At 74.8% G+C, this 25,255-nt stretch carries 25 protein-coding genes; 6 read left to right on the top strand and 19 right to left on the bottom strand.

Translation table 11 applies throughout. From position 1 onward, the window contains the following. The first annotated feature begins 72 nt into the window (after positions 1-72). From D7I43_RS32670 to D7I43_RS03170, 3 genes are all read left to right on the top strand, one after another. The gene (locus tag D7I43_RS32670; RefSeq protein ID WP_158610067.1) at positions 73-237 is read left to right on the top strand and encodes a hypothetical protein; all 165 of its coding nucleotides are present in this window, start codon (positions 73-75) and stop codon (positions 235-237) included. 252 nt (positions 238-489) lie between these two features. Next, the gene (locus D7I43_RS03175; RefSeq protein WP_120327078.1) at positions 490-2,076 is read left to right on the top strand and encodes a glycosyltransferase family 4 protein; all 1,587 of its coding nucleotides are present in this window, start codon (positions 490-492) and stop codon (positions 2,074-2,076) included. Continuing rightward, on the top strand, positions 2,073-3,794 hold the full coding sequence (locus D7I43_RS03170; protein ID WP_192902050.1) for a glycosyltransferase family 2 protein: 1,722 nt from the start codon (positions 2,073-2,075) through the stop codon (positions 3,792-3,794). Before D7I43_RS03175 ends, D7I43_RS03170 begins: the two co-directional genes overlap by 4 nt. 4 nt (positions 3,795-3,798) lie before the next feature. Here D7I43_RS03170 and D7I43_RS03165 read toward each other — a convergent pair whose 3' ends face one another. From D7I43_RS03165 to D7I43_RS03135, 7 genes are all read right to left on the bottom strand, one after another. After that, entirely contained in the window at positions 3,799-4,092 is a 294-nt protein-coding gene (locus D7I43_RS03165) for a DUF6510 family protein (protein WP_120326840.1), read from the bottom strand. 17 nt (positions 4,093-4,109) lie between these two features. Continuing rightward, positions 4,110-4,889, bottom strand: coding sequence for a ferredoxin reductase (locus D7I43_RS03160; protein ID WP_396844500.1), 780 nt, complete (start codon positions 4,887-4,889; stop codon positions 4,110-4,112). After that, complete coding sequence (locus tag D7I43_RS03155; protein WP_120326839.1) at positions 4,882-5,481, bottom strand: sulfite oxidase-like oxidoreductase; 600 nt, start codon at positions 5,479-5,481, stop codon at positions 4,882-4,884. Before D7I43_RS03155 ends, D7I43_RS03160 begins: the two co-directional genes overlap by 8 nt. Before the next feature lie 86 nt (positions 5,482-5,567). Then, positions 5,568-6,584: a TerC/Alx family metal homeostasis membrane protein gene (locus D7I43_RS03150; protein WP_120326838.1), complete on the bottom strand. Its 1,017-nt coding sequence runs from the start codon at positions 6,582-6,584 to the stop codon at positions 5,568-5,570. Positions 6,585-6,779: 195 nt separating this feature from the next. After that, positions 6,780-7,796, bottom strand: a complete 1,017-nt coding sequence (locus tag D7I43_RS03145) for a glycosyltransferase family 9 protein (RefSeq protein WP_120326837.1) — start codon at positions 7,794-7,796, stop codon at positions 6,780-6,782. Further along, on the bottom strand, positions 7,789-8,961 hold the full coding sequence (locus D7I43_RS03140; RefSeq protein WP_147427224.1) for a glycosyltransferase: 1,173 nt from the start codon (positions 8,959-8,961) through the stop codon (positions 7,789-7,791). Before D7I43_RS03140 ends, D7I43_RS03145 begins: the two co-directional genes overlap by 8 nt. Before the next feature lie 131 nt (positions 8,962-9,092). Continuing rightward, complete coding sequence (locus D7I43_RS03135) at positions 9,093-9,506, bottom strand: DUF2267 domain-containing protein (protein WP_120326835.1); 414 nt, start codon at positions 9,504-9,506, stop codon at positions 9,093-9,095. Between the two features lie 217 nt (positions 9,507-9,723). Between D7I43_RS03135 and D7I43_RS03130 the strand changes: the two genes are divergently transcribed. Together D7I43_RS03130 and D7I43_RS03125 are read left to right on the top strand one after the other, a co-directional pair. Next, a complete protein-coding gene (locus D7I43_RS03130) occupies positions 9,724-9,993 on the top strand; it encodes a DUF2795 domain-containing protein (RefSeq protein ID WP_120326834.1) in 270 nt (89 codons plus the stop codon). 47 nt (positions 9,994-10,040) lie between these two features. Next, the gene (locus D7I43_RS03125; RefSeq protein WP_120326833.1) at positions 10,041-10,703 is read left to right on the top strand and encodes a DUF1345 domain-containing protein; all 663 of its coding nucleotides are present in this window, start codon (positions 10,041-10,043) and stop codon (positions 10,701-10,703) included. A 303-nt stretch (positions 10,704-11,006) separates the two neighbouring features. On the opposite strand, the gene D7I43_RS03120 is transcribed toward D7I43_RS03125, so the two are convergent. From D7I43_RS03120 to D7I43_RS03100, 5 genes are all read right to left on the bottom strand, one after another. Continuing rightward, positions 11,007-11,663, bottom strand: coding sequence for a nucleoside triphosphate pyrophosphohydrolase family protein (locus D7I43_RS03120; RefSeq protein ID WP_120327076.1), 657 nt, complete (start codon positions 11,661-11,663; stop codon positions 11,007-11,009). A 169-nt stretch (positions 11,664-11,832) separates the two neighbouring features. Next, positions 11,833-12,804: a pirin family protein gene (locus D7I43_RS03115; RefSeq protein ID WP_120326832.1), complete on the bottom strand. Its 972-nt coding sequence runs from the start codon at positions 12,802-12,804 to the stop codon at positions 11,833-11,835. 321 nt (positions 12,805-13,125) lie between these two features. Continuing rightward, a complete protein-coding gene (locus D7I43_RS03110) occupies positions 13,126-13,761 on the bottom strand; it encodes a hypothetical protein (protein WP_120326831.1) in 636 nt (211 codons plus the stop codon). A 13-nt stretch (positions 13,762-13,774) separates the two neighbouring features. Next, positions 13,775-15,490: a DUF4012 domain-containing protein gene (locus D7I43_RS03105; protein WP_120326830.1), complete on the bottom strand. Its 1,716-nt coding sequence runs from the start codon at positions 15,488-15,490 to the stop codon at positions 13,775-13,777. 199 nt (positions 15,491-15,689) lie between these two features. Beyond that, on the bottom strand, positions 15,690-16,904 hold the full coding sequence (locus tag D7I43_RS03100; RefSeq protein WP_120327075.1) for a glycosyltransferase family 4 protein: 1,215 nt from the start codon (positions 16,902-16,904) through the stop codon (positions 15,690-15,692). Between the two features lie 165 nt (positions 16,905-17,069). On the opposite strand from D7I43_RS03100, the gene D7I43_RS03095 reads away from it, so the two are divergent. Continuing rightward, positions 17,070-17,624 carry an arsenate reductase/protein-tyrosine-phosphatase family protein gene (locus D7I43_RS03095; RefSeq protein ID WP_120326829.1) on the top strand — a complete coding sequence of 185 codons (555 nt, stop codon included), beginning with the start codon at positions 17,070-17,072 and terminating at the stop codon, positions 17,622-17,624. Here D7I43_RS03095 and D7I43_RS03090 read toward each other — a convergent pair. From D7I43_RS03090 to egtA, 7 genes are all read right to left on the bottom strand, one after another. Continuing rightward, positions 17,605-19,059: a tyrosine-protein kinase domain-containing protein gene (locus tag D7I43_RS03090; protein ID WP_120326828.1), complete on the bottom strand. Its 1,455-nt coding sequence runs from the start codon at positions 19,057-19,059 to the stop codon at positions 17,605-17,607. The two genes, D7I43_RS03095 and D7I43_RS03090, sit on opposite strands and share 20 nt — an antisense overlap. Positions 19,060-19,603: 544 nt before the next feature. Continuing rightward, entirely contained in the window at positions 19,604-19,801 is a 198-nt protein-coding gene (locus tag D7I43_RS03085) for a hypothetical protein (protein WP_120326827.1), read from the bottom strand. Positions 19,802-19,917: 116 nt separating this feature from the next. Then, positions 19,918-20,505: a TMEM165/GDT1 family protein gene (locus D7I43_RS03080; protein WP_120326826.1), complete on the bottom strand. Its 588-nt coding sequence runs from the start codon at positions 20,503-20,505 to the stop codon at positions 19,918-19,920. 216 nt (positions 20,506-20,721) lie between these two features. Continuing rightward, entirely contained in the window at positions 20,722-21,693 is a 972-nt protein-coding gene (egtD, locus tag D7I43_RS03075) for an L-histidine N(alpha)-methyltransferase (protein WP_120326825.1), read from the bottom strand. Between the two features lie 51 nt (positions 21,694-21,744). Further along, the gene (egtC, locus tag D7I43_RS03070; RefSeq protein ID WP_120326824.1) at positions 21,745-22,485 is read right to left on the bottom strand and encodes an ergothioneine biosynthesis protein EgtC; all 741 of its coding nucleotides are present in this window, start codon (positions 22,483-22,485) and stop codon (positions 21,745-21,747) included. A gap of 49 nt (positions 22,486-22,534) precedes the next feature. Further along, the gene (egtB, locus tag D7I43_RS03065) at positions 22,535-23,872 is read right to left on the bottom strand and encodes an ergothioneine biosynthesis protein EgtB (RefSeq protein ID WP_120326823.1); all 1,338 of its coding nucleotides are present in this window, start codon (positions 23,870-23,872) and stop codon (positions 22,535-22,537) included. Continuing rightward, complete coding sequence (gene egtA / locus D7I43_RS03060; protein ID WP_120326822.1) at positions 23,869-25,104, bottom strand: ergothioneine biosynthesis glutamate--cysteine ligase EgtA; 1,236 nt, start codon at positions 25,102-25,104, stop codon at positions 23,869-23,871. Before egtA ends, egtB begins: the two co-directional genes overlap by 4 nt. Positions 25,105-25,255 lie beyond the last annotated feature (151 nt).

Genomic DNA, 25,255 nt, shown 5'->3' with positions numbered 1-25,255 from the left:
GGGGCCGGCTCACCCGCCGCCGCGGCAACCTGTGGACGCACGTGTCGGCGCACCGAGGAGGAGGCGGCGTCCATGAACAGCATGCCGATGTCCAACGACCAGCGGCAGCCGATCTACCTGCGGCAGAGCGGGCGCAAGCAGCTCACGGCGCGGCAGCGGCGGCGGGTCGAGCAGAAGCAGGGCCGCATCGAGCGCCTGGGCGGACAGTTCAGGGAGGCACGCGGCCCGGGCCGCTGATCCACGCGGTCGGGCGGGAGTCGCCGAATCGGCGCTCCCGCCCGTCGGCGTCCCCGGCGGCGTTCGCGCTCACCGCGGGGCCCCGGCACGGCCACCAACCGCCGCCTCCCGGTCCATCACCCGTCACGTCCCCGTCGCCCTCCGTACGCCTGGCTCCGCGACCGTGGTGTCGCGCCGGACGGACCAGGTGGCTGCTGGAGGACCAGGGTGGGCGACGACGCGGCGGTCGGTAGGCACCGCGGCCGGGTGGTGATGCTCGTCGACAACCGCGTCGAGGGCGACTCCCGGGTGCAGAAGATCGCCCGCTCGGCGGCCGAGGCGGGCTGGGACGTCACCCTGCTGGGCCGTTCGCCGGACGGCGTCGAGCACCGCTGGCGCCTCGGCACGGCCGAAGTGCGGCTGCTGCCGATGCCGACGCCGTTGGACCGGCGACGCCACGAGTTCCGGCGCACCTGGGTGCGCTGGCCGCTGGCGTACCGCCCGGGCGGCATCGCCGAGCACCGGGCGCAGTGGGTTCGCGCCTGGCGCGCCGACCTCGCGGTGAGCGCCGCGCTGCTGGCGCTGCGCGCCGACGAGCTGCCGCCCGCCCGGCTGCGCCGGGCCCGGCGCGCGCTGCGACTGCGGGAGACGGCGGCCCACCTGCTCGACCGCTGGGTCTGGCTGCGCACCGGGATGATGAACCGGGTACGCGACCGCCGCAGGTTCCGCAGCCCGTGGGACCGGGCGTACACCCTGTTCTGGCGGCTGGCACTGGGTGACCGGGCGTGGCGACGGCTGGAGCCCGGCCTGTGGGACTACGAGCTGGCCTACGGCCCGGTCGTCGACGCGCTGCGACCCGACCTGATCCACGCCCACGACTTCCGGATGCTCGGCGTGGGCGCCCGCGCCAAGATCCGCGCGCTGGCCGGCGGACGGAACGTGCGCCTCGTCTGGGACGCGCACGAGTTCCTCCCCGGCATCCGGCCGTGGCGCGACCACGCCCGGTGGCTGCCCGCCCATCGCGCGCACGAGCGGGAGTACGCCCCGTACGCCGACGCCGTTGTGACCGTCTCGCCCGCCCTGGCCGACCTGCTGTGCCGCGAGCACGGGCTGGCGGAGCGCCCCACCGTGCTGCTCAACGCCCCCGCCGTCGAGCACCGCCCGGCGGGTGAGGCGCCCGCGCCGGCGATCCGGGGCCGGTGCGGCATCGCCCACGACGTGCCCCTGCTCGTCTACAGCGGCGCGGCGGCGCCGCAGCGCGGCCTGGACATCCTGGTCGACGCCCTCCCCCGGCTGGCCGGCGTGCACGTCGCGCTGGTCGTCAACCCGCGGCTGCGGTACGTCGAGCAACTTGTCCGCCGCGCCACGGCGCTCGGCGTCGCCGACCGGCTGCACGTCCACCCGTACGTGCCGCACTGGCAGGTGGTGCCGTTCCTGTCCGGCGCCGACGTCGGCGTGATCCCCATCCAGCACTGGCCGAACCACGAGATCGCGCTGATCACGAAGTTCTTCGAGTACTCCCACGCGCGGCTGCCGCTGGTGGTCAGCGACGTGCGGACGATGGCCGCCACCACCCGGGAGACCGGTCAGGGCGAGGTCTTCCGGGCCGGCGACGTCGACGACTTCGTCCGCGCGGTACGCGCGGTGCTGGCCGACCCGGCGCGGTATCGGGCGGCGTACGACCGCCCCGGGCTGCTGGCGAGCTGGACATGGCAGGCGCAGGCGGACGTGCTCGACCAGGTCTACCGGCGGCTGCACCCCGGTGCGAGCCCGCCGCCGCCCGCCTCCCCGCCATCGCCCCCCGAGACCCATCGCCCGCCGGACTCCGGTGTGCCGGACGCGCAAGGAGCGATCCGATGACCCCGCCCGACGTCAGCGTCGTCGTCCCCGTCTACAACACCATGCCCTACCTGCGCCGCTGCCTGTCGTCGCTGCTGGGGCAGAGTATCGGCGCGTCCCGGATGGAGGTCGTCGCGGTGGACGACGGGTCCACTGACGGCGGCGGTCGCCTGCTCGACCGGCTCGCCGCCCGGCACCCGGACGTCCTGACTGTGGTGCACCAGCCGAACTCCGGCGGGCCCGCGGCGCCGTGCAACCGGGGCCTGGAGCTGGCCACCGGGCGCTACGTGTTCTTCCTCGGCTCCGACGACCACCTCGGCCCGGAGGCCCTGGAGCGGCTGGTGGCCGCGGCCGACCGGCACGGCTCGGACGTGACGCTGGGCCGCGTGGTGGGGGTCAACGGGCGGCACGTCTTCCAGGACATCTTCGCGTCCGACGCCGTCGACGTCGACCTGTTCGACTCGGCCCTGCCGTGGTCGCTGGCGAACACCAAGCTGTTCCGGCGGGAACTGATCGACCAGCACGGGCTGCGCTTCCCGGAGGACATGCCGGTCCTCAGCGACCAGCCGTTCACCCTCGAGGCGTGCTACCGGGCGCGGCGCGTCTCGGTGCTCGCCGACTACGACTACTACCACGCCGTCCGCCGCCTCGACGCCCGCAACATCACCTACCGCAGCAGCGTCGAGAGGCGGCTCGTCAGCGTGGAGCGACTGGTCGACTTCGTGGCGCAGCTGATCCCGGCGGGCCCGCGGCGCGACGCGGTGCTGCGCCGGCACTTCGGCCTGGAGGTGGCCGGCCTGGTCGGCGACGACTTCCGGCGGCTGGACCGGGCCACCCAGGAGCGCGTCCACGCGGTGGTCCGCCGCCTCGTGGACCGTCACCTCACCGGCGGCCTGCGTGACCGGCTCGGCATCGAGGCCCGGCTGCGCCTCGGCGCGGTCGCCGCGGGCGGGGTCGACGACCTGCTCGCGGTGATCGACCAGGACGCCGAGCGGGGCGTCCCCGCCACCGTCGTCTCCGGCGAACGGTGGTACGCCGCCTACCCGCGCGTGCGCGCCTCCGAGTGGGCCGACGTGACGGACGTGCGGGCGGACTGGCTGGCCCGGCTGGACACGGTGGACATCGGCTGGGACGGACCAGCCCTCACCGTCACCGCCCGCAGCCCCCATCCCGGCTTCTCCCGGCTGGCCGGCCCGGTATGCCTCGTCGCCGGAGACCTGCCGGCCACGACCATCGTGGACCCGGCGGACCCCACCGGCAGCACCGTACGCGGCACGTTCCCGCTGGAGCGGTTGCTGACCGCCAGTTCCGCGACGGGCCAGCGACACCCGGTGCGCGCCGAACTGACCGGTGCTCACGGCCACGGCAGCGCCCCGGTCCGCGCCCCCCGGCTCTCCGCCGGTCGACCCCGCATCCGCCGGCGCGGGGCGCGCCTCTACGGCGTCGGCGCCACGGTCGACGAGCGCACCGGTCAGCTCGTCCTCACCGTGGTGCCGGTGACCGTCGGCCAGGTGCTCGGCCGGCTGCGGCGCCGCCTGGACCGGATCCGGCCGGCGGCCACCGCCGTGCCCGTGCCGCGGCCCGGTCGTCCGGCCGCGGCGCCGGCCACCGCGCCCGCGCCGACCGCACCGCCGGCCGCGCCGCCGGCCGCGCCGCCGGCCGCGCCGCCGGCACCCGCGCAGTCCCAGGCGGAGCAGCCCGGCGACCGGCGGGCGGACCAGCTCACCGCGACGTCCTGAGCGCTCAGAGCGGACGGGGATGCGGCTGGTCGAGGGGCACGGGCACCTGGAGGAACGTGGTCCCGCGCAGGTCGAGCCGCGCCCAGGAGGGCGAGCGGACCAGCCGCAGCATCACCTCGGCGCAGCTCGGACAGCGCCCCACGAGGCCCGGCGCGTGCGAGTACACGCGCAGCGTGCCCATCGGGCCGACCACCCCGCAGTTCTCGCAGCGGCCGGTGGCTCCGCTCACGTCCACGGCGAACAGCTCCCGCAGCGGCCCGTCGAGCATGTTGCCGTCCAGGAAGGACATCTCCGTCATTGCTGCCTCCTCGCCGGTCAGCCGGTCGGGCCGAAGCGTTCGGTCTTCACCCGCCGTGGCTGGTGTCCCAGGCCGACGAGCAGGTCGGCCACGGTCTCCACGAACCCCGTCGGGCCGCACACGTAGTTGATCGGCTGCAGATCGGCCGGCCACCCGTGGTTGTTCACGTCGGCCAGCCCGATCCGGTGCGGTTCGCCCCGCCACCCCTCCGGCGCCCGGCGCGTGTAGAGGTACGCCACGTCCAGGCCCAGGTCGTCGCGGGCACGGCGGCGCAGCTCGTCGGCATAGATGACGTCGTCGGGCGTACGCACCGAGTAGAGCAGCCGGAACGGCACCCGGCTGCCGGCCGACCGGCGCGCCCGCAGCATCGCCATGAGGGGCACGATCCCCGAGCCGCCCGCGACCAGCAGCACGGGGGCGGTCTCCTCCGGGCGCCAGACGAACCAGCCGCCGACCGGCCCGCGCACCTCGACCGGGTCGCCCTCGGCGTAGGTGTCGATGAGGTACGGCGACACCTCCCCGTCGGGCACCCGCTGCACCGTCAGCTCGATGCGGGGCCCCGCGGGGCCGTCGACGACCGGCCCGGCCAGGGAGTACGAGCGGGCGGTCTGGTAGCCGTCGGCGGCGGTGAGCCGGACGTCCAGGTGCTGCCCCGGCAGGTGCCCGGGCCAGTCCGGCACCTCCAGCACCAGGGTGTGCGCGGTCGGGGTCTCCACCCGGCGCTCCACGAGCCGGGCCACCCGCCAGGTGAGCGGCGCGCGCGCCGGAGGGCGCACCGCCGCGGCGCGCTCAGTCACCCTGGTACCGCTGTTCGCGCCAGGGGTCGCCGTAGTCGTGGTAGCCGGCGGTCTCCCAGAAGCCGGGCTCGTCGGTGGTCATGAGCCGCAGACCGCGCACCCACTTGGCCGACTTCCAGAAGTAGAGGTGCGGCACCAGCAGGCGGGCCGGCCCGCCGTGCTCCCCCGGCAGTTCCTCACCCTCGAAGGTGTGCGCCACCCAGGCCCGCCCGCCCCGCAGGTCCTCCAGCGGGAGGTTGGTCGTGTACCCGCCGTACGAGTGCGCCATGACGTAGTCCGCGTCGGTGTCGACGCCGTCGAGCAGCGTGTCGAGCGAGACGCCCTGCCAGGTGGTGCCGAGCTTGGACCAGCGGGTGACGCAGTGGATGTCGACCTGCGGCGTCTCCTGCGGCAACGCCATCAGCTCCGACCAGGACCAGCGGTACTCCGCGCCGGTCTCGGTGGTGATGACGAACTCCCAGGTGTCCAGCGGCACCCGGGGCGTCGGGCCGGCGGAGAGCACCGGGAAGTCCTGCGTCAGGTACTGGCCGGGTGGCAGGGCGGGCTCCGACGAGCGGGGCCGACCCTGGAAGCCGGGCGATACGATTCCCACCCGTCAGTCGTACCACCTGCGCGGCCCACGGTGGAATCGTTCCGCGTACCACCCCGGTGTGGGGCGCGGACCGCGCCCCGTCGCCGTCACCGCTGCTCGACGATCTCCCGCTGCCCCGGTTCGCTCTGCCGGGTGGCCCGCAGGCTGGTGAGCGTGACCACCACGAGGACGCCGATGATGACGCCGAGCGACGCCAGGGTGGGGATCTCCGGCACGCCCTTCCAGATGCCGTGCGCCCAGTGCAGGCCGAGCTTGACGCCGATGAACGCCAGGATGATCGCGAGGCCGTAGCTGAGGTGCACGAGCCGGCTGAGCGCCGCGTGCAGGACGAAGTAGAGCGCGCGCAGGCCGAGCAGGGCGAACGCGTTGGTGGCGAAGACCAGGTACGGGTCCTCGGTGATGCCGTAGACGGCCGGCACCGAGTCGACGGCGAAGACCACGTCGGTGGCGAGCACCGCCACCACCACGAGCGCCAGCGGGGTGAGCGCCCGCCGCCCGCCCTGCCGGACGGTCATCCGCGTGCCCTGGTACTCGTCGGTGACCGGCATGAACCGGCGCAGCAGGCGGACCGAGCGCATCCTGTTGATGTCCACCTCCTGCTCGTGGCCGGTGAGGGCGTCACGGAGCAGCTTCACGGCGGTGGCGATGAGGATGATCGCGAAGAGCAGGAAGGCGAAGTCGAGCGTCTCCAGCGCCGCCGCGCCCAGGGCGATGAAGACGGCCCGCAGCACCAGGGCGCCGGCGATGCCGTAGAGGAGCACCCGCTGGGCGAGCACCGCCGGCACCGCGAACGCGGCCAGCAGCAGCATGAAGACGAAGAGGTTGTCGACGGAGAGGGACTTCTCCACGAGGTAGCCGGTGAGGTACTGCACGCCCAGCTCGCCGCCGTAGCGGTTCCAGACCCAGGCGCCGAAGGCGAGCGGCAGGGCGATGTAGAACGCCGACCAGCCGATCGCCTCGCGCATGGACACCTCGTGCGGGCGGCGGGTGACGAGGAAGTCCAGGACCAGCAGCGCGAGCACGCCGACGATGGTCACCGCCCAGAGCGTGGGGGTGCCGACGGACGACAGGTCGGCGGCGGACAGGTACGACAGCTCGGTCATGGGGCCTCCTCGAACACGGTGCCATGTCCGAGGTCTCCTTCACCCACATCCGTGGGCAACCACCCGAGGCGTGCCGGGCACGCCGTACTGACCGGAATGGTTCGTGGGAAGTACTCCCCTCGCCGGGACAAGGTTAGGCCAGGCTCAGTCGACATGCCAGGGCGGGGGCGTCGCGCGTGTCGATGGTTGCCCAGGTCAACCGCTGTGCCCGGGCCGCCGTCCGGCCACCGCCCCCACGGCGTCGGCCACCCGCGCCGGGTCCAGATCGGCCATGCAGGCAGGTCCGGACGGGTCCAGCGGGCAGCGCGCCTGCCACCAGCAGGGCTGCTCGGTGATGGCGGTGGGCTGCCGGTACGGGCAGTCGGGCAGCCCCTGGAGGTCGACGCCGCCGATGCCGTACCGGCGCGCGTCGGTGGGACCGAACAGCGCCACCGTTGCCGCGCCGGCGGCGGCGGCGAGCCGGACCGGGCCGGTGTCCGGGCCGACCACCACGCCGCGGCGGCGGGCGACCGCGGCGAACTGCCCGGCCAGGGTGGGCAGGTCGGCGCGGGGCAGCGGCGACCCGACGGGGGCCGCGACCTCCGCCGGCCCGACGGCGAGCACCGGATGCCCGCTCCCGGCCAGCGCGGCGGCGAGCCGCCGCCAGTGCCCGCGCGGCCAGTGCTTCACGGCCATCCCCGCGTCGGTGACCAGGACCACCGGGGGCGCCGGTGGGTCACCGGCCAGCCGGGCGAGGACCCGCTCGCCCGCGGCGCGGGCGTCCCTTCCCAGGTGGACGCGGGGCCGCGCCGCCCGGTCGGCGTCGGCGAGCAACCCCTCTGCGTGCAGGATCTCCAGGTAACGCTCCCCCACCGGCTGGTCCGGCGGCGGGTCGCGCCACAGGTTCGTCACCGCCCGGCCCGCCCCCTCCTCCAGCAGTCGCGGGATGTCGTCGTACCGGGTGGTGCTCACCGCGAGGTCGGGCCGGCGGGCCGCGAGCGCCTCGACCACCGCCGCCCGCTCCGCGCCCGCCCGGCCGTGCCGCGGCGTCCGCACCTCGGTGACCGCCGGATCGGCGCGGATCAGCTCGGCGCCGGGCTCGTGGGTGAGCACCCGCAGCCGCGCGCCGGGGTGGCGGCGGGCGAGGCCGTGCACGGCGGGCAGCAGCATGAGCAGGTCGCCGATGCCGCCCAGCAGGTCCACCACGAGGATGTCGGCGTACGGCTCACGCATCGACCCGCCCCAGGGTCCGCGCGTACAGGTCCCGGTGCGCGGCGGCGACACGCGGCCAGGAGTACGCGGCCGCGAACGCACGCCCACGCTCGGCGAGCCGCCGGCGCAGCACCGGGTCGGTGAGCAGCTTCCCCACCGTACGGACGATGGCCCCGCTGTCACGCCGTTGCCCGATCACCGCCACCGCGCCGCTGCGCCGCAACTCCGTGTCGCCGTCGGGCACCGTGACCGCCGTCGGCACCCCGTGCGCGAGCGCGGCCAGCAGCGCGCCGCTCTTCGTGCTGGCGCCCTCGGTGAACGGAAGCACCACCGCGTCGGCCGCGTGCAGCGCGGCGGACACCCGTTCGACCGGCACGTGCCCGGTGAACGTGACCGCCTCGGCGACCCCGCACCGGCGGGCCAGCGCCTCCAGCTCGGCGCGGAACGCCCGCGCCTCGGCCTCCGGCAGCGCCTGCGAGGTGAAGCCGCCCACCACGAGCAGACGCAGGTCCGGGTGGGCGCGCCGCAGGTCGGGCAGCGCCTCGATGAGCTGCCGCACCCCCTTCACGGGGTGCACGAAGCCGAAGAACGCCAGCAGCGGCGCCCCCTCCGGCAGCCCCAGTTCCGCCCGCAGTCGCCGCCCGGCGGTGGCCGCGCCGACCTGGTCGGCCACGTTCGGCGCGATCGGGATGTGCGCCGGGCCGCGGCGGGCACGCGCGGCCACCAGCGCCGCGTGGGCCGGGTTGGTGACGATGACCTCGGCGCTGGCCGGCACCAGCCGTCCGGTCTCCCGGTCCCAGAGCCCGGTCCGCTCCACGAGGGTCCACAACGGTCGGGGCAGCCAGGCCGGCGCCGCCCACCACCCGTACTCGTGGACGGTGGTGACCAGCGGGACGTCCCGGGGCAGCCGCAGCGGCAGCAGCCCGGGGTGGCCGGAGAACCGGTACGCCGACGGCGCGAACTGCACGTGGACCAGGTCCGGCCGCAGCCGGCGCACGGTCCTGGCCGCGTACGCGGTGGCGGCCCGCCAACCGGCCGGGCCGTGGGGACGCACCGGGACCGGGGTCACCACCACCCCGACGTCGTCGAGCGCGCGGGCGAGGTTCACCACGTAGTCGCTCACGCCGTCGGCGTCCGGCCGACCGGGCCCGTGCAGCATGGCCACCCTGATCCGCTCCCCGACCAAGGCCACCTCCCCGCGTCGGCACGCGGTTTCCCGTACCCGTCGGGGGCAAACGCGCCGACGCGGTCCGCGCCCGGTCGTGGCGCCTCTGTCAGCGCGGTCACCGGTCGTCCGCCGGTCGGCGCGGTCGCCGTTCAGCCGGCCCGGCGGAGCCCGGCGCCGGGCGCCATGGCCGGCTCGACCATCTCCCGGTAGTCGCGTGGAAGCTGGCTCATCACGTCGTCGAACTCGCCCCGCGTGATCGCCTCCCGCAGCGTGGTGAGCACGGCGCGGACGCCGCCGCGGGCCGTGTTCTCGTCGACACCGGCGCGCAGCGCGACCCGGGCCGCGAACTCCGCGGCCCCGAACCGCTCCGCCGCCTCGGTACGCGGGCTCGGCTTCAACACCACCTGCAACGGCTTCGGCAACTGGGCCGCCAGGTCCAGCACCTCGCCCCCGGTCAACCGCTCGGACAGCGTCTCCAGGGTCGCGGCCGTGAGGGCGGCGGCCCGCTCCTCGGGTGCCCTCGTCCGCTGCGCCACCTGGTCGATGAAGGTGTCGTAGTCCATCGCGTGCTCCTCGCCGGGCTGCGTCGGGGCCCGCGAGTACCCGCCGACCGCCCCGGGAAACGGTCACCCGGCGGACGGCGCCGGTCGATCTCCCGCGCGGACGGCGCCGGCGGATCTCCTGCCCGAGCGGATTTTCCCGCGCTGGCGGCGTGAGCGGCCGGGTGGCGGGTAACCGCCGCCGGTCGTGACCGGATCGATCCCCGGAGGAGTCGACACCATGGCGAGTTACGCCGACGTCCTGCAGTACCTGTCGAGCCTGGACTACCCGGCCGACAAGGACGACGTGATCCGGGAGGCCGAACGGGAGGGCGCGCCGCCGGACGTGTTGCGTGCCCTGCGGGCGCTGCCGCCGGTGGACTACGCCAACGGCAACGAGGTCGCCCGCTCCGCGGGCATCGAGGCCGCCCCGGAGGTCGGCCGGTCGCAGCGGGCGGCCCAGGCACGCGAACCACACACGCGGGTCTCGCAGCACCTGCGCGGCATCTGACCGACCGTGCCCGCGCCGACGGTCGACGGCGGCACGGGTGGCGGCGGATGAGCGCCTTCGTCCGGCCCCGCGCGCCGGACGGTCACACGCCGGCCGTCGCCCAGATCGCCATCGTGGCGCTGGTCGGGCTGGGTGTCGGCGTCGGCTTCGGCCTCCTCGTCTCGCCGCTGCTCGCCCCGCTGGCCGGCTGGGACGTGGCGGCGGCCACCTGGCTGGCCATCGTGTGGAGCAAGATCTGGCCGATGGACGCCGCCCGGACGGCCCGGCTGGCCGCGTTCGAGGACCCGAACCGCGCCATCCGCGACATCGTGCTGGTGGGCGCCGGTGTGGCGAGCCTGCTCGCCGTGGTCATGGTGATCGCTGCCGCCGCCATGGCGCCGCGGGGCGTGCCGCGTGACCTGTACGGCGCGGCCGGGGTGGTGAGCGTGCTGCTCTCCTGGCTCGTCGTGCACACCGTCTTCACCGCCCGGTACGCCCGCGTCTACTACACGGGTCCGGACGGGGGCGTCGACTTCCACCAGGCGGAGCCGCCGTGCTACGCGGACTTCGCGTACCTGGCGTTCACGGTCGGCGCGACCTTCCAGGTCTCCGACACGAACCTCACCAGCCCGGAGATGCGCCGGACCGTCCTCATGCACTCGCTTCTGTCGTACCTGTTCGGCGCGTTCGTCGTCGCGGTGACCGTGAACCTGCTGGCCGGCCTGGCGTGAGCGCGTCACGAGCCGGGGATCCGGCGCGCCGCCGCCGACCGGGGGCCCGCGGGTGCCGCCGACCGGGGGCCGCGGGTGCCGCCGACCGGGCCCCGAAGACAGGCGGGCGCCCCGGGCCGCGAACCGCGACCTGGGGCGCCACACAGAACCTGTCCCGGTGCCGGACGAGCCCGAACCGGGCCGCAGCCGCCGGGTGGTTGATACGCCCGAACCGGGCGGGCCTGACGACCGCGATCATCATACAATGCGCATCAGCCGAATGGTCAAGAAGATTCGGCCTGTGGGCCTGGCCACTCGCACCGATCAGCTCATGACCTCCGCGTACCGCTTCTCCAGGTCGACCCGCGCCAGCGCGCCCACCAGCCAGGCCAGCCGCTCCGACTCGCCACTGCCCGCGAGCCCGGCCAGGTCGCCGGCGGAGCGTCCGAGCCCGAGCCGGCGCGCCGCGGCCAGCGCACGGCGGTCGGCGACCGGAGCCACCTCGCGCCACAGCGCCTGCGCCTCCCGCAGGAACAGGTCGACGACCTGACCGTCCACGCCGGGCAGCTCGGCGAGCAGCTCCCGCTCCAGGCGAGGGTCGTAGTGCGCCGCGGCCCGCAGCCGGCGCAGGTCGCCCCGGTACCGGTCGACGACCGTACGGGCGAGATCGCCGAGCGTGTCGGCGAGCGCGGCGACGTCACCCCGCTGCCCGGCCTCGCGCAGTACGCGCACCCGGTCCTCGTGCAGCGAGCGGGCCAGCCGGGCGGCGCTGTCCCATCCGGCGTCGCGCAGCGCCTGCGCGCTGTCCACCGCTCGCCGGAAGTCCCCCCGCCTGGCCAGCAGCACCGACAGGTAGAGGAGCTGGAAGAGGCTCGACGGGTTGTTGGTGACCTGGAAGCCGTACTGTTCGGCGAATCCGCGTCCGCTGCCGGCGAGGCGGCGCACCAGACGCTTCTTGTCCTCGATGCTGGCGATCGGCATGCCGCCGACTACCCGCGCCGCCACCGGTCACACGCGGCGCGGGCGCGGCGCTCGTCTACCCGATGCCCGGCGCCGGCTCGTGTCGAGTTCGCCGGCGCGGGCACGGCAGCTCCGCGACGCCGGGCGGCGGCGCGGGGCCGGGGCACGCCGCCGCCTCGATCGTCGGGAGTCAGTCGTGGACGCCGCCACTGCGGTCGCGGGCCTTGAGGCGCGTGGTGGGCAGCGCCGGCGCGGGCAGCGGCGGCGCGGGGTCCTCGGCGACCACGCCGAAGCGCCGCCCCGCCATCCAGTCCTCCCGCGCGGCCGCGACCTCCTCGTGCGAGCGGCCGACGAAGTTCCACCACATCACGAGTGGCTCCTCGAAGGGCGTCCCGCCGAGCAGGAGCAGCTGACTGCCCGCCGTGGCGCTCAGGGTGAGCTGACGGCGCCCCGTGCCGAGGTAGAGCAGGTCACCCGGCGCGAACGACACACCGTCGACCTCGGCCGAGCCCGACATGGCGACCAGGCCGTACTCGAAGTCGGGTCGCAGCGGCAACGCGACCGGATCCGCGCCGGCCGGTTCGAGCTGCGCGCCGACGAGCGGGGTGTGCACCACGGCCGGGGACCGCTCGCCGCCGATCTCACCGACCAGCAGCGTCACGTCGAGGCCGCCGTCGCTCCAGCGCGGCAGGTCGGCGTGGTGGGCGAAGTCGGGGGCGCCGGCCCTCGCCGGGTCCGGCAGCGCCACCCAGAGCTGCACGCCGTGCATCACCGGCGGGTGCGCCTCGGGTGAGCGTTCGGAGTGCGCGATCCCGTGCCCCGACGTCATCACGTTGAGCTGGCCGGGCCGGATCGGCTGGACGCTGCCGAGGCTGTCCCGGTGCAGGATCTCCCCGTCCAGCAGCCACGTCACGGTCTGCAGGCCCGTGTGCGGGTGCGGCGGCACCTCCATGCCGGGCCGCTCGGCGACGTCGTCGGGGCCGAAGTGGTCGACGAAGCACCAGGCGCCGACCATCCGCCGCTGGCGTTGGGGAAGGAGCCGCCGCACGGTGGTGTATCGGCCGAGGGGCACGTCGTGGCCGGGCAGGAGCACGCTGCCGGGATCGACGGCGGCCACGCCCGGTGGTCGCGTCTGCGCCGGCAATGATTCGGTACGTTCCACCGCCCGACTGTACGCCCGCCGCCACCGCGTCCCCGGGCGTTCCCACCGCCCACCACCCGGTGCGCCCACCGCCCCCGACAACTCTGGCTGATCATGAGGTTGGCGAGGCGCGTCGTCCGGTTCGTCCCCGCCAACCTCATGATCGACGGGCGAGGGCGGCGCGGGGTGGCGGACATCGACGCGCGGCTGCGGGCGGAGACGCGGCAGCGGGATCGCCACCGGCGCGGATGCCCGCCTGACCGCACGAGACTGGCGCCCGCCGGATCGGATCCGACGGGCGCCAGTCTCGTTACCACTCCGGGCACCGCCCGGCGCGGTGCCTCAGTGCGACCCCGCCCCCAGACGCTGGCGGCGCCGCCAGGCGAAGGTGAGCAGGAGCAGCACGGCGCCCGCGCCGGCGAGGCCGCCGCCGATCTTCATCGGCGTACCCAGGCTGTCACCGGTGACGGGGAGCGCCGGCGGCTGAGCCTGGCCGCGGACCTGCAGCTGGGCGGTGGCGGTGCGCTCCGAGTCGCGGCCCGTCGCGGTGAAGGTCAGCAGACCGGTCACCGACGGCTTGTACCTGCGGGTGAACGTGCCGTCCCCGTTGGTGCGCGCGGTGAACTTCAGCGGCGCGCTCGCCTGGTAGGCGACCGGGGCCATCGCGACCGTGGTGCCGTCGCTGCGGCGGGCCGGTGCCTGGTTCGCGGCCGGGGCCGCGAGCGGGGTCACCGTGACCACGATGTCCACCGTCTCCCTCGGACCGAATCGCTCGCCGATGAGGTTCACCGTGTCGCCGAGGTCGATGGACGACGGCTGGACGGTCAGCGACGCGGGTAGCTGGGGCGTGTACGGCGGTGGCTGTGGTGTGTCCGTCACGCCTGGCGTCGGCTGCGGCTGTGCCGCCCCCGCTGCCGTCGGCACGGCCACCACGGCCAGGCCGACCGTGAGCGCCATGATGATGCGGGATAGCCGCATGGTTGGTTCCCTCCTACTGGTCACAGCTTGGTGCGGTATCAACTTGGGTGGTCCAAGGGGTGGCCGTGGGCGTGAGCCACAGCTCGGCCTCACCGGTGCCGGTCTTCTTTCCGGTCAGGACGGTGAGCTCCAACGTCCGGCTGGCGCCGGGTCGGACCTCGACGTTCGCCGTGGTCACGTGGCGGCCGCGTTCGCTGCCGCCGCCCACAGCCGTCTCCGTCCCGTCGAGTCGGGCGTCGAGCACCGCCCCACCCGTCGGGGTGAACACCGACACCAACGTGCGTACGGTGTAGGGATCACCCGCCATTCCGAGGCCGAGGACCGACTCACTGAGACCGGACTTCGGCGCCGTCGACCGCAGCGTCACCCGCAACCGGAGTTCCCGGCGGCCGTCGGGTCGGCATTCACCGACCGTGAGGGTCGCCGCCGGCCGCAGGTAGTAGCCGAGCTTCGCGCCGCTGCCGTCGTTGAGGAACACGCCGACGACCGGCACGGTGTCCTTCTCCGGAAGGGCCCCGGCAAGTCGGCTTTCGCCGAACGTCCGCTGCTCCTCCGGTCGGGCACTCCAGAACAATATCCGGCGTTCGGTGATAGCACGGTCGAATACGGACAACAACACCTTCGGATCAACATTCTTCGTGAAGAAGGCGTCGAAGACCGCGACCGCCGCCGCCGCGAAGTAGGTGTCCTGCTCCCGGGGTTCGAGCCGCTGGTACGCCTCGTTGAGCAGCGTCCGCACGACGTTGTCGCTGGACAGCGGCACGCCGCCGGGCACGACGACGGGTCCGGTCGCCTTCAGCAGGTACGACAGCACCACCGGGTCCACGGCGAGCACCCCGTCGACCGTGCTGCCGGTCTTGCGGCGGAACATCTCCCGGTAGAGCGCGGCGGCCGTCGGGAAGTGCGGAGTGAGGTTCACGTCGGCCGGATACATGCCCGGCAGGTCACCCCAGAGGGCGCGGGCCTCCGCGGGCACCTTCACCGGCGGGTCGAACCGGCCGAGCGACGCACTGCTGCCCTGCCGCCCCATCTTCACCCGGCCGTTCTCGGCCTCGATCACCGCGTACGCGCCGAACATGCCGCCGGTCGAGCGCAGCTCGGCGAGATTCTGGGAGACCAGCAGGTACCGGCGCGGGCCGTCGGCGCCGAGCAACGGCGGCAGCAGGCGGGCACCCTGGTCGGCCGCCGTGGTCAACGTGGCCAGCCGGTCGATCTCGCCGCGCAGGTCGACGAGGGCCTGGCGGACCTGGGCGACCAGCCCGTCCCCCGACACGGTGGCCAGGTCACGGCGAGTCTGCTGCACTGTCCGGTTGACCCCGTCGAGGTCGGCCGAGACGGTCCGCAACCGGCCCACGTCGAGTCGGCCACCGGAGGGCACCAGGCTGGACAGGTCGGCACGCAGCAGGGCCGGGAAGGCGTCGCGGGCCAGGTCGTCGACCGCCACCGCGATCCGCCGCACCGCGCCGAGGTCGTCCCCGGCGAACGGCACACGCCGGCCCAGCGCCCAGCCGGGGTCGTCGGTGGCCCGCCGGGCGGCGCCCGACTGCTCCTGCAGCGCGGCCAGGGTGCGCTGGGCCCGTGCGGTGTCGCCGCCGACGACCTGGGCGCTGAGTTCCCGGGCCAGCCCGGCGGCGTTGAGCAGGTGGGCGCGGGCCTGCCAGCCCCGGAACCCGACCCAGCCGCCGGTCAGCGCCAGCAGTGAGCCGACCACCAGCCCGGCGAGCAGCATGCGCCGCAGGCGCGCCCGCCGCCGACGCCGCGACCGGCTCCGTCGCCGACGCGGTCGTTCGCTCTCCGTCACCGCACACTCCCCGTTCCCTGGAACCGGACAGAAGACCCCATTCCTCCCGGTGTTCTTAACACTCGGGAGACGGGAATCGTGACGTTATGGCCTATCTGGATGCGTACGCGAAGTTCGTTCGCGGGCGTCACGCGGCCCGACGGCCCGCCGCGGCCTCCTGGAGCAGCCGCTCGATCCGGTCCACGCCCGCCGGCAGCGACATCTCCCGCAGGTACGCCTCGCGTCCCCGCCGGCCCATGTCGACCCGGGCGGACGCCGGGATGGTGGCGGCCAGCCAGAACCGGTCGGCGAGGCTCGCCCAGTCCTCCGGCGGGCAGGAGAGCCCCGCCCGGGCCCGTTCCACCAGGTCGGCGGTGTCCCCGGCGGCCGAGGCGACCACGGGCGCCGCGCACGACAGCGCGGCCTGCACCTTGCCGGGCACGGTGCCGCGCAGCTCGGGCAGGTCCCGCAGCATCACCAGCTGGTAGTCGGCGGCGGCGTACAGCTCCGGCATGTCCAACGGCGAGCGCCGTTCGACGAACCGCACGTTCTCCGCGCGCAGCTCGGCGGCGAGCCCCCGCACCCGCCGTTCGTCCGCGCCGGAACCCACCAGGACCAGGTCCATGGTGCGGTCGAGGGCGGCGGCCGCCCGCACGGCCGTCTCCAGCCCCTGCCGCGCGCCGATGGTGCCGGCGTGCATCACCACGCACCGCCCGTCACGGCGGACGAGCTCCCGGGCCGCGGCGCTCGGCTGCGCCGGCCGGAAGATCCGCTCGTCGGTCCAGTTGAGGACGACGGAGACGCGGGCCGGGTCGGCGCCCGCCGCGACGACGAGGTCCCGCATGGACGGTGCCACGACGGCGACCCGGTCGGCGGTGTGGAAGGTCCGGCCCATCGCGGCCGCGATCCGGGCCCCCCACCGCCCGTCGGCGCCCGGGGTGTCCTCCGGCCAGACGTCCTGGACGTGCAGGACGGTCGGCACCCGGTTCAGGAGCCGCATCACACCGGCCGCCGCGAAGCTGACGGCCGGCATCTGGAAGACGTAGAGCGCGTCGATGCCGGCGAGGAACCGGCGGGCGACCAGGGTGGCGCTGCCCGCGAACGAGTAGTAGCCGGCCATCCGGGCGCCGGAGGAGCCGTCACCGGTCACGTAGCGGGGCACGCGGCGGACGGTCAGCCGCTCGGCCCGCGTCTCGTGCCGCCACCGCTGCCGCCAACCGGGGTAGACCCGACCGTCGGGATAGTCCGGAAAGCCGGTGAGCACGCGCACCTCGTGTCCGCGGGCCGCCAGCTCCTCGGCGAGGCTGCCCGGGATGAAGGCCGGTTCCGGCGGGAAGTGGTACGACAGGATGCCGATCCTCATCGCGTACGCACCCCCGACCGGATCGCCGGCCACGGCGCGGCAGCGCCGCCCGTGGGGCGTTGGTCCGCGTACGATGCGGGCAACCCCTCCGCGTCCGGCCGCGACCGCCGGCGCCGCACCGTCGTGGCGGCACCGCCCGCGACGGCACCGACGAGAGGGGTCCCGATGACCGACCACGTGCTGTTCGTCTGCCACGCCAACCTGTGCCGCTCGCCGATGGCCGAGTACCTGGCACGCCGGGCGCTGGCGGGCCGGCCGGTGACCGTGGCCAGCGCCGGGACCGACGCGGTGGAGGGCTTGCCGATGCACCCGTACGCCGCGGACATCGCGGCCGAGACCGGCGAGGACCCCACCGACTTCCGCAGCCGCCGGCTCCGGGCCGAGTACCTGGTCGAGGCGACGCTCGTGCTCACCGCCACCCGGCGGCAGCGCTCGGTCTGCACCGCGCTCGCGCCGTCGGTGCTGCACCGGACGTTCACCCTGCGCCAGTTCGGGCGCCTCGCGGAGGCGGCCGAGCCGCCCGGGGACCCCGCCGGCGATCCGCTGCGCGCCGCCGTCGAGGCCGCCGCCCGCGCCCGGGGACGGCTGCAACCCGCCGCCCCCGGCGCGGACGACCTCCGGGATCCGATCGGCGGCACCGCCGCCGACTTCCGCCACTGCGCCGAGGAGATCGAACGCTCGATACGACCCCTCGCGGCGCTCATCGTGGCAACCGGGTGAGTTCCTGTGTCAGGTCGCTGACGCCGGCCCCGCCCTCGGCGTGCCGGGCGGCGCTCGCCCGGTCGCTGGGCACCGCGGGCAGCTCCGTGGCGGCGACCACCCGGTAGGCCTCGTACTGGTACGCCTCGGCCTTCGGCATCTTCGCCATGTTCAGCACGCAGCCGAGCAGCCGCACGGAGACCGCGTGCAGCGACCGGGCAGCGGCGGCCACCTGGGTCCGCGAGGTCCGCCCCTGCTGGCTGACCATGAGCGCGCCGTCGGCCTGGACCGCCACCACGACGCCGTCGGTCACGGCGAGCAGCGGGGCGGTGTCGATGATGACGATGTCGGCCGACTCGCGGAGGGCGAGCAGCAGGTCGGCCATCGCCTTCGAGCCGAGCAGCTCGCTCGGGTTGGGCGGCGCCGAACCGCTGGGAAGCACCAGCAGCGACTTGTCGCCCCACCGTTGCACCACGTCGCCGACCTGGACGTCGCCCACGAGCACGTCGGTGAGACCGACGCCGGCGTCGATGCCCAGGTACTCGTCGACCTTCGGGCGGCGCAGGTCGGCGTCGACCAGCAGGACCCGCCAGCCCGCCTCGGCGAGGGCGATGGCCAGGTTGCAGGAGAGGGTGGTCTTTCCCTCGCCCTGCAGGGCGCTGGTGACCGCGATGACCCGCGCGGGTTCGTGCACGTCGACGAAGCGGAGGTTGGTGCGCAGCTTCCGGATCGCCTCGGCCCGCGACGACGTGGCGGCGTCCCCGATGATCAGCGGCGCCGACTTCGCGCCGCTCTCGTACGGGATCTCGCCGAGCAGGGGGCTGCCGGTGGCCCGCTGGAGGCCCGCCGCGTCGCGGAGCCGGACGTCGGCCACACCGCGCAGGATGGCCAGGCCCACGCCGACCACCAGGCCGATGATGCCGCCGAGCAGGAGGTTGCGTACGGGCTGCGGGGAGACGGGACTGGAGCTGACGCGGGGGCCGCTCACCACCTCGATCTTGATCGGGGCCTTGCCCTCGGGCGGGGTCTCGACCTTCTGCACGAGGTCGACGAACTGCGCCGACAGCGTCTCGGTCACCTTGAGCGCCCGCGTCTGGTCGGTGTCGGTCACCGACGCCTTGAGCAGAACCGTGCCCGACTCGGTGGACGTGCTGACCCGGCGCTGCACCTCGTCCGCCGTGAGGCCGACGGGGTTCTCGGCGACGACGCTCTGCGCGAGCCGGTCGCTGGTCAGCAGGTCGGCGTACGACCGGACACGCTGCTGGAGGAAGAGTCCGCCCTGGTAGGCGTCCGAGACCCCCTGGTTGGGGGTGGTGACGAAGAAGGTCACCGAGGCGACGTACCGGGGTTGGGCCCGGACGGTGAGGAAGGCGCTGACACCCAGGGCCACCATCACGGTCACCAGCACGACCCACCAGTGCCGACGCACGTGGCGAAGTTGGCGGAGCAGGTCCATCAGGCGCGCCTCCGTACCGGGCCGGTAACGCCAAAGAACTTCACGAAAACCCCCAAGGTCGTCTTCAACTCGTGAAACCATTAAACCGGCTAATACGGCTTATGTCCGGAGTTGAGCGTTTTCAGTGGCGCGCGATGCGCTCGAATTACCAACCCGGGAAAGAGCCATTCGGCATCGGGCGGCCTCGGGGAAAAGTCACGGCATCCGGCCCGTGGCGGCGGGCGCGGCGGTGGCGCCACGTCAGGCGGGATGGGTCCCGGGACAGCGGCGCGAGGCGCGGCGGTCCTGTGGGGTGGGTCAGCGGCACGGACCGCTCGCCGGCGGTCCGAGCCGGCGGCGGGGCCTCAGGACGCACGCGGGCGTAGCCGGCGCGGTCCGGGACGCACGTGGGGCCCTAACTGGCCCGCCCGGCCCTCGGGGCACACGTGGATCTCGCTGGCGTGAACCGGTCCCGGGACGCACGTGGGCCGCGCCGGATACCCCGGCGCGGCCCGTCGGACGGGAGCGGGCGCCCCGGAGGGGGTGTCCCCCCGGGGCGTACGGCTCATCGCCGGTCGTCGGTCCCGTGCTCGTCGTCGGTCTCCTCGTAGAGGGCCTCGCTGGCGGGTTCGGTGAGGTCGTCGCCCGGGATCGCCACCTCCTCGGCGCGGTCCTGCTCGTCGGCCCGTCCACCCGGAGGCGGTTCGGGGGCGGTGGCGCCGCCGGCGAAGCCGTACTCGTTGGGCTCGTCGTGCCTGCTCATGTGGTCATCCTCCCGTTTTCTCCCGCTTCGCCTCTCACCGCCAACGGTAAGTGGTGATCGTCTTTTCCGCAGCGCGGCGGGGATTGTCGGGACGGCCGCGCGGCGTTCGCCGCCCGTCAGGTGAGTTCGGCGACGGCCTCGAAGATCAGCCAGAGGCCGGAGATCGCGAAGAGGGCCGAGGCGCCGAACCTGATCATCTTCTCCGGGAGGCGGCGGCCGAGCAGCCGGCCGACCAGGATGGCGAGGGCGTCGGCCGCCACCATGCCGATCGTCGAGCCGATCCACGTGCCGACCCAGCCGTGCTGGGTGGCCAGGGTGATCGTGGCGAGCATCGTCTTGTCGCCCAGCTCGGCGAGGAAGAACGCCACCGAGACGGCGACGACCGCCGACCTGCTGGTCTTCTCGGCCTTCCGGCGTTCCTCCTCGGTGAGGGTGTCCCCCCGTAGCGTCCAGGCCGCGAAGCCGAGGAAGGCGACGCCCGCGACCAGTGAGATCCAGTCGGTCGGCAGCACGGCGCCGAGCCCGGACCCGATGGCAACGGACGCGAGGTGCACCACCGTGGTCGCGACGGTGATGCCGATGAGGACCGGCATCGGCCGGTACCGCGTGGCGAAGGCCAGCGCCATGAGCTGGCTCTTGTCGCCCAGTTCGGCAACGAAGATGACGCCGAAACTGATCACCAGCGCGGCGAGGAATCCTTCCATGACATCCTTCCCGATCAAGCCGGGAGGAGGTACGGGGCGCCCTCGACCCGGCTGTGACAGCCTGAGCCGAAGGTCTCGCCCGCCCCGGGACGGGGCCGCGTGGCCGGATGCGTGACGCACCAGTATGTCGACCACGACATTGGGGGCTACTCCCCTTCGCGGAACCGAGCCTATCCGATCACGGCGCCGCCCCGCCGTGCGGGTGACCGAACGCCGTCAGGCGGCGCGGGCCAGCGTGACGCCGAAGAGGCCGTCCGGATCGGTCCAGAACGCGCGTCCGGCGAAGCCCGCCGCGGCCAGTTCCGCCGCCACACCCTCCGGGCGGAACTTCGCGGACACCTCGGTACGCAGCTCCTCCCCCTGCGCGAACGTCACCGCGAGGTCCAGCTCCGGCACCCGTACCCGCATCGGGCGGTCGGCGCGCAGCCGCATCTCGATCCACTCGTTCGTCGCGTCCCAGCGCGCCACGTGGGTGAACGCCTCCGGGACGAAGTCCGCGCCCAGCTCCCGGTTGACGACGCGCAGCACGTTGCGGTTGAACTCGGCGGTCACGCCGGCGGTGTCGTCGTACGCCGGCACGATGACCGAGGGGTCCTTGACCAGGTCGGTGCCGATCAGCAGCCAGTCGCCGGACTCCAGCGCGGCCCGGGTCCGGCCGAGGAACTCGGCGCGCTCGGCGGGCAGCAGGTTGCCGATGGTGCCGCCCAGGAAGAGGACCAGCCGCCTCCCCCCGGCGGGCAGCCGGTCGAGGTGGCGGGTGAAGTCGCCCACGATGCCCCGTACCCGCAGGCCGGGATAGTCGGCGGCGATCCGCGCGGTCGAGCCGCGCAGCGCGCTGGCCGAGACGTCCAACGCCACGAAGGTGCCCAGCCCGCCCCGGTCGGTGAGCGCGTCCAGCAGCAGCCGGGTCTTCTCGGAGGAGCCGGAGCCCAGCTCGATGAGCGTCTTCGCGCGGGTCAGCTCGGCGATGTCCGGCGCCCGGGCGGCCAGCACGGCCCGCTCGGACCGCGTCGGGTAGTACTCGGGCAGCCGGGTGATCTCCTCGAACAGCACGCTGCCGCGGGCGTCGTAGAACCACTTCGGCGGCAGCCACTTCGGCTCGGCGCTCAGCCCGACGCGCACGTCCTCCCGCAGGCTGCGGGCGAGGTCCTGTTCCTCGAGGTGGATCTCCAGCGGTTCGGCGCTCATGCAGGCACTTCCCTTCGCATCGGTCGGACGGTGCTCGTGGGCCGGGTGGCGCTACCCGAGTGGGCGCAGCCGCACCCGGCCGGCCGTGGCCGTGACCAGCTGCCCGTCCGGCACGGACCGCCAGGCAGGGTCGTCGTCGTGCGGCTCGGAGGCGAGCAGCACCGCGTCGGACGTCTCACGCAGCGACAGCGCGTGCCCGAGCACGCTGGCGACCGCCGTCCGGCCGTCGGTCAGCAGCACGTTGAGGCGCGACCCGGGCGCCGCCGCGGCCACCGCGCGGACGGTCGCGGCCACGGCCTCGGCCGCGTCGGCGCCCGCGCGCAGCCGGTGCCGGATCAGCGCCCACAGCAGCGCCGAGTCCGTGGCGGCGTCAAGGGTGAGCAGGTCACGCACCGGAAGCTCCGCGGCGAGCGGCACGACCGAGTCGGGCCAGCCCCGGATCACACCGTTGTGGCTGAACAACCACCGGCCCTCGGCGAACGGCGCGGCCGCGTTGTCGACCACCGCCATGCCGACGGTGGCCGAGCGGACGGCGGCGAGCACCGCGCCGGCCGAGGTGACCGCGGCCAGCTGCGCGATGGTGGGGTCGCTCCAGATCGGCTGGGCGCGCCGGTAGCGCACGGTCTCGCCGTCGCCGGCGTACCACCCGATCCCGAAGCCGTCGGCGTTGATGGTGCCGCCGCCCCGCATGTCGCGCGGGGCCCACGACTGCCGCACGAGCGAGAACGGCGGGTCGAACAGCAGCCGCGCGAGCGTGACCGGTGGCCCCAGGTAGGCCAGGTGACGGCACATCAGGTGGCACCGCCGCGCTCCGGCGGGTGGACGGCGCGCCGGCTCCCCGTCACGGCCGCGACTCCTCCGGGCGGGCATCGCGGGCGCAGCGGAAGCCACTGAAGATCTGCCGGCGGATCGGGAAGTCCCAGTTGCGGAACGTGCCGCGGCAGGCCGCCCGGTCGGTGCCGAACGACCCTCCCCGCAGCACGCGGTAGTCGTCGCCGAAGAAGACCTCCGAGTACTCGCGGTACGGGAACGCGCGGAACCCCGGGTGGCCCCGGAAGGTGGTCGACGTCCACTCCCAGACGTCGCCGATCAACTGGTGCACGCCCAGGGGTGACGCCCCGTCGGGGTACGCGCCGACCGGTGCGGGCCACAGGTGGCGCTGCCCCAGGTTGGCGTGTGCGGCCGTGGGGTCCTCGTCGCCCCAAGGGTAGCGGCGGGACCGGCCGGTGGCCGGGTCCCAGCGGGCGGCCTTCTCCCACTCCGCCTCGGTGGGCAGCCGCTTGCCGGCCCACGCCGCGTACGCCTGCGCCTCGTACCAGCAGACGTGCACCACCGGCTCGTCGTCGCGGACCGGGGCCCACCGCCCGAACCGCCGGTACGCCCACCCGTCGCCGTCGCGCCGCCAGTGCATGGGCGCGGTCAGCCCGGCCTCCGTCCGGTGCGCCCAGCCGGCCTCGCTCCACCACCGCGGGTCGTCGTACCCGCCGTCGTCGACGAACCGCCGGTACTGGCCGTTGGTCACCGGCGCCGCGTCGATGACGTACGCGGGCAGGTCGACCCGGTGGGCCGGTCGCTCGTTGTCCAGCGCCCACGGGTCGGTGTCGGTGCCCATGGTGAACGGACCGGCCGGGACGAGCACCTCCCCGCCGACCCGTGCCCGCGGCTCCGGTGGGGGCGGCGCGTGCAGCACGGCCGGCCCGGCGCGCAGCTGGTGGGTGGCGAGCATCGTCTCGTCGTGCTGCTGCTCGTGCTGCACGATCATCCCGAAGGCGAACCCGTCGGCCACCAGCGGCCGGTCGGCGAACCGCATCCCGTCCAGCAGGTCGTACACCTTGTCCCGGACGGTCGCCACGTAGGCGCGGGCCTCGGCCGGCGGCAGCAGCGGCAGGGAGGGACGGTCCCTGCGCGGCTGTTTGAAGGCGTCGTAGAGGTCGTCGATGTCCTGCCGGACCGGCGGACGGCCGCCCACGTCGCGGACCAGCCACAGCTCCTCCTGGTTGCCGACGTGCGCGAGGTCCCACACCAGCGGCGACATCAGCGGCGAGTGCTGGCGCATCAGGTCCGCGTCGTCGACCACGTCGGTGAGCTGGGCGGTGCGCGCCCGCGTACGGTCCAGCTCCGCCGCGATCCGCGCGCGCAGCTGCTCCGGGCCGAGACGATCGGTCCTCGTGTCGGTCACCGGTCTCCCCTCTCCGCGGCGGTCCGCCGCCGTCGTACGTCTCGGTGGATCTCCTCGTGCAGGTCGTGCGGCAGGTCGAGTCGGGGCAGCCCCGCGAGGGCCAGGTCGAGCAGGCGCGCGGCGGCGGTGGCGAGCGGCCGGTCGCCCAGCCCGTGCCGGGCCGCCTGGTGCCAGCGGTCGGCGACCGGCGCGCTGACCAGGTGGGCGGCGTGCAGGACCTCCGTGTCGGCGAAGAGCGCCGCGAGCACCGCCAGCGGGACCCGCCACGCCGCGCCGGGCTGCGCGTCGAGGTAGCGCAGCTCCAGGTAGCCACGGGGTCGCACCGGGGGGAACAGCGTGCTCACGTGGTAGTCGAGGTCGTCGGTGGTCGGCGGCCGGGGCAGCGCCCCCGCGAGCCAGTCGGCGAAGGTCACGCCCGGCGGCGCCGTCCAGTCCGGCCCGGGTGTGCGCAGGCACAGCAGCGGGGCGGCGAGCACGTAACGGGTCCAGGCCGCCACCGGGTCCTCGTCCGGTCGGGCCGGCGACCAGACCGGGCCGGTGCGGGCCGGGTCGATGGCCAGCCAGGCGGCCATGCGGGCCGACGCCCACCGCGTGCCGCGCCCGGCGTGGCGGCGGGAGGTGGCGAACGCGGCCAGCAGGGGCGGGCCGACCGTGTGCGCCACGGCCCAGCGCAGCGGCAGGTGCTCGGGCTCGCCCGCGTCCAGGCAGATCTGGAGGCCGGCCGTGCAGTACATCATCGTGCGCCCCGCCGGCCCGCCGTGGTCGAAGGCGCGGCGCATGGCGCGGTAGCGGGGGGTGTCGACGACGGGGTGCGGCCCCCGGTGGGGGTCGATGCCGGTGCGGCCGAGGACCAGCCCGGCGCCGCGGAGCAGGCCGGTGACCTCGGCGATGTCGAGTTCGGTGGCGCGGACGAGTGCGCCGAGGGACGCCCGTGGCGGCGTGGAGATCTCCACCTGCCCGCCCGGTTCGAGGCTCACCGCGCTGCCGTGGCGCAGGGGCCGGGCGGGACTCGTCTCGTCGAGGGTGGCGGGGCAGTGCCCGCCGAGCGCGGCCCGCAGTCGCGCCCGGTCGACCGGGCGGGACGGGTCGGCCGCGTCGTGCACGGTCCATTCGAGTTCGAGCCCGGTGTGTGTCGGCGGGCCCGTCTTGAAGCAGATCCGCGCCAGGTGGCGCGCCGCGGCCGCCGACTCACGCAGGATCGCGCCGCGATCGAGCTCGGGTGACGTCACCATCGGTCGGCCCCCTCCCGCGCCGGCACCCGGACGCGGTCACCGTATCGCCACCCACCGACACGGTGGCCGACGAGCGGGACCGCCCTCCCCCTGTCTAACAGACGACCGGGCGCCGGCCGGGTGGAAACGGCCACGGGCGTCGAGGGCGGGG

Origin of the sequence: Micromonospora globbae (assembly GCF_003610785.1) — a bacterium.
In the GTDB taxonomy this organism is placed as follows: domain Bacteria; phylum Actinomycetota; class Actinomycetes; order Mycobacteriales; family Micromonosporaceae; genus Micromonospora; species Micromonospora globbae.
The sequence above is the reverse complement of the archived record's forward strand: the minus strand, read 5'-3'. Positions and strand labels throughout refer to the sequence as shown.

Bases quoted from the DNA above. Each gene is read 5' to 3' on its own strand.
- D7I43_RS32670 (WP_158610067.1), top strand. From the start codon at position 73: ATGAACAGCATGCCGATGTCCAACGACCAGCGGCAGCCGATCTACCTG.
- D7I43_RS03175 (WP_120327078.1), top strand. From the start codon at position 490: ATGCTCGTCGACAACCGCGTCGAGGGCGACTCCCGGGTGCAGAAGATC.
- D7I43_RS03170 (WP_192902050.1), top strand. From the start codon at position 2,073: ATGACCCCGCCCGACGTCAGCGTCGTCGTCCCCGTCTACAACACCATG.
- D7I43_RS03165 (WP_120326840.1), bottom strand. From the start codon at position 4,092: ATGACGGAGATGTCCTTCCTGGACGGCAACATGCTCGACGGGCCGCTG.
- D7I43_RS03150 (WP_120326838.1), bottom strand. From the start codon at position 6,584: ATGACCGAGCTGTCGTACCTGTCCGCCGCCGACCTGTCGTCCGTCGGC.
- D7I43_RS03145 (WP_120326837.1), bottom strand. From the start codon at position 7,796: ATGCGTGAGCCGTACGCCGACATCCTCGTGGTGGACCTGCTGGGCGGC.
- D7I43_RS03135 (WP_120326835.1), bottom strand. From the start codon at position 9,506: ATGGACTACGACACCTTCATCGACCAGGTGGCGCAGCGGACGAGGGCA.
- D7I43_RS03130 (WP_120326834.1), top strand. From the start codon at position 9,724: ATGGCGAGTTACGCCGACGTCCTGCAGTACCTGTCGAGCCTGGACTAC.
- D7I43_RS03125 (WP_120326833.1), top strand. From the start codon at position 10,041: ATGAGCGCCTTCGTCCGGCCCCGCGCGCCGGACGGTCACACGCCGGCC.
- D7I43_RS03120 (WP_120327076.1), bottom strand. From the start codon at position 11,663: ATGCCGATCGCCAGCATCGAGGACAAGAAGCGTCTGGTGCGCCGCCTC.
- D7I43_RS03110 (WP_120326831.1), bottom strand. From the start codon at position 13,761: ATGCGGCTATCCCGCATCATCATGGCGCTCACGGTCGGCCTGGCCGTG.
- D7I43_RS03105 (WP_120326830.1), bottom strand. From the start codon at position 15,490: ATGCTGCTCGCCGGGCTGGTGGTCGGCTCACTGCTGGCGCTGACCGGC.
- D7I43_RS03100 (WP_120327075.1), bottom strand. From the start codon at position 16,904: ATGAGGATCGGCATCCTGTCGTACCACTTCCCGCCGGAACCGGCCTTC.
- D7I43_RS03095 (WP_120326829.1), top strand. From the start codon at position 17,070: ATGACCGACCACGTGCTGTTCGTCTGCCACGCCAACCTGTGCCGCTCG.
- D7I43_RS03090 (WP_120326828.1), bottom strand. From the start codon at position 19,059: ATGGACCTGCTCCGCCAACTTCGCCACGTGCGTCGGCACTGGTGGGTC.
- D7I43_RS03085 (WP_120326827.1), bottom strand. From the start codon at position 19,801: ATGAGCAGGCACGACGAGCCCAACGAGTACGGCTTCGCCGGCGGCGCC.
- D7I43_RS03080 (WP_120326826.1), bottom strand. From the start codon at position 20,505: ATGGAAGGATTCCTCGCCGCGCTGGTGATCAGTTTCGGCGTCATCTTC.
- egtD (WP_120326825.1), bottom strand. From the start codon at position 21,693: ATGAGCGCCGAACCGCTGGAGATCCACCTCGAGGAACAGGACCTCGCC.
- egtC (WP_120326824.1), bottom strand. From the start codon at position 22,485: ATGTGCCGTCACCTGGCCTACCTGGGGCCACCGGTCACGCTCGCGCGG.
- egtA (WP_120326822.1), bottom strand. From the start codon at position 25,104: ATGGTGACGTCACCCGAGCTCGATCGCGGCGCGATCCTGCGTGAGTCG.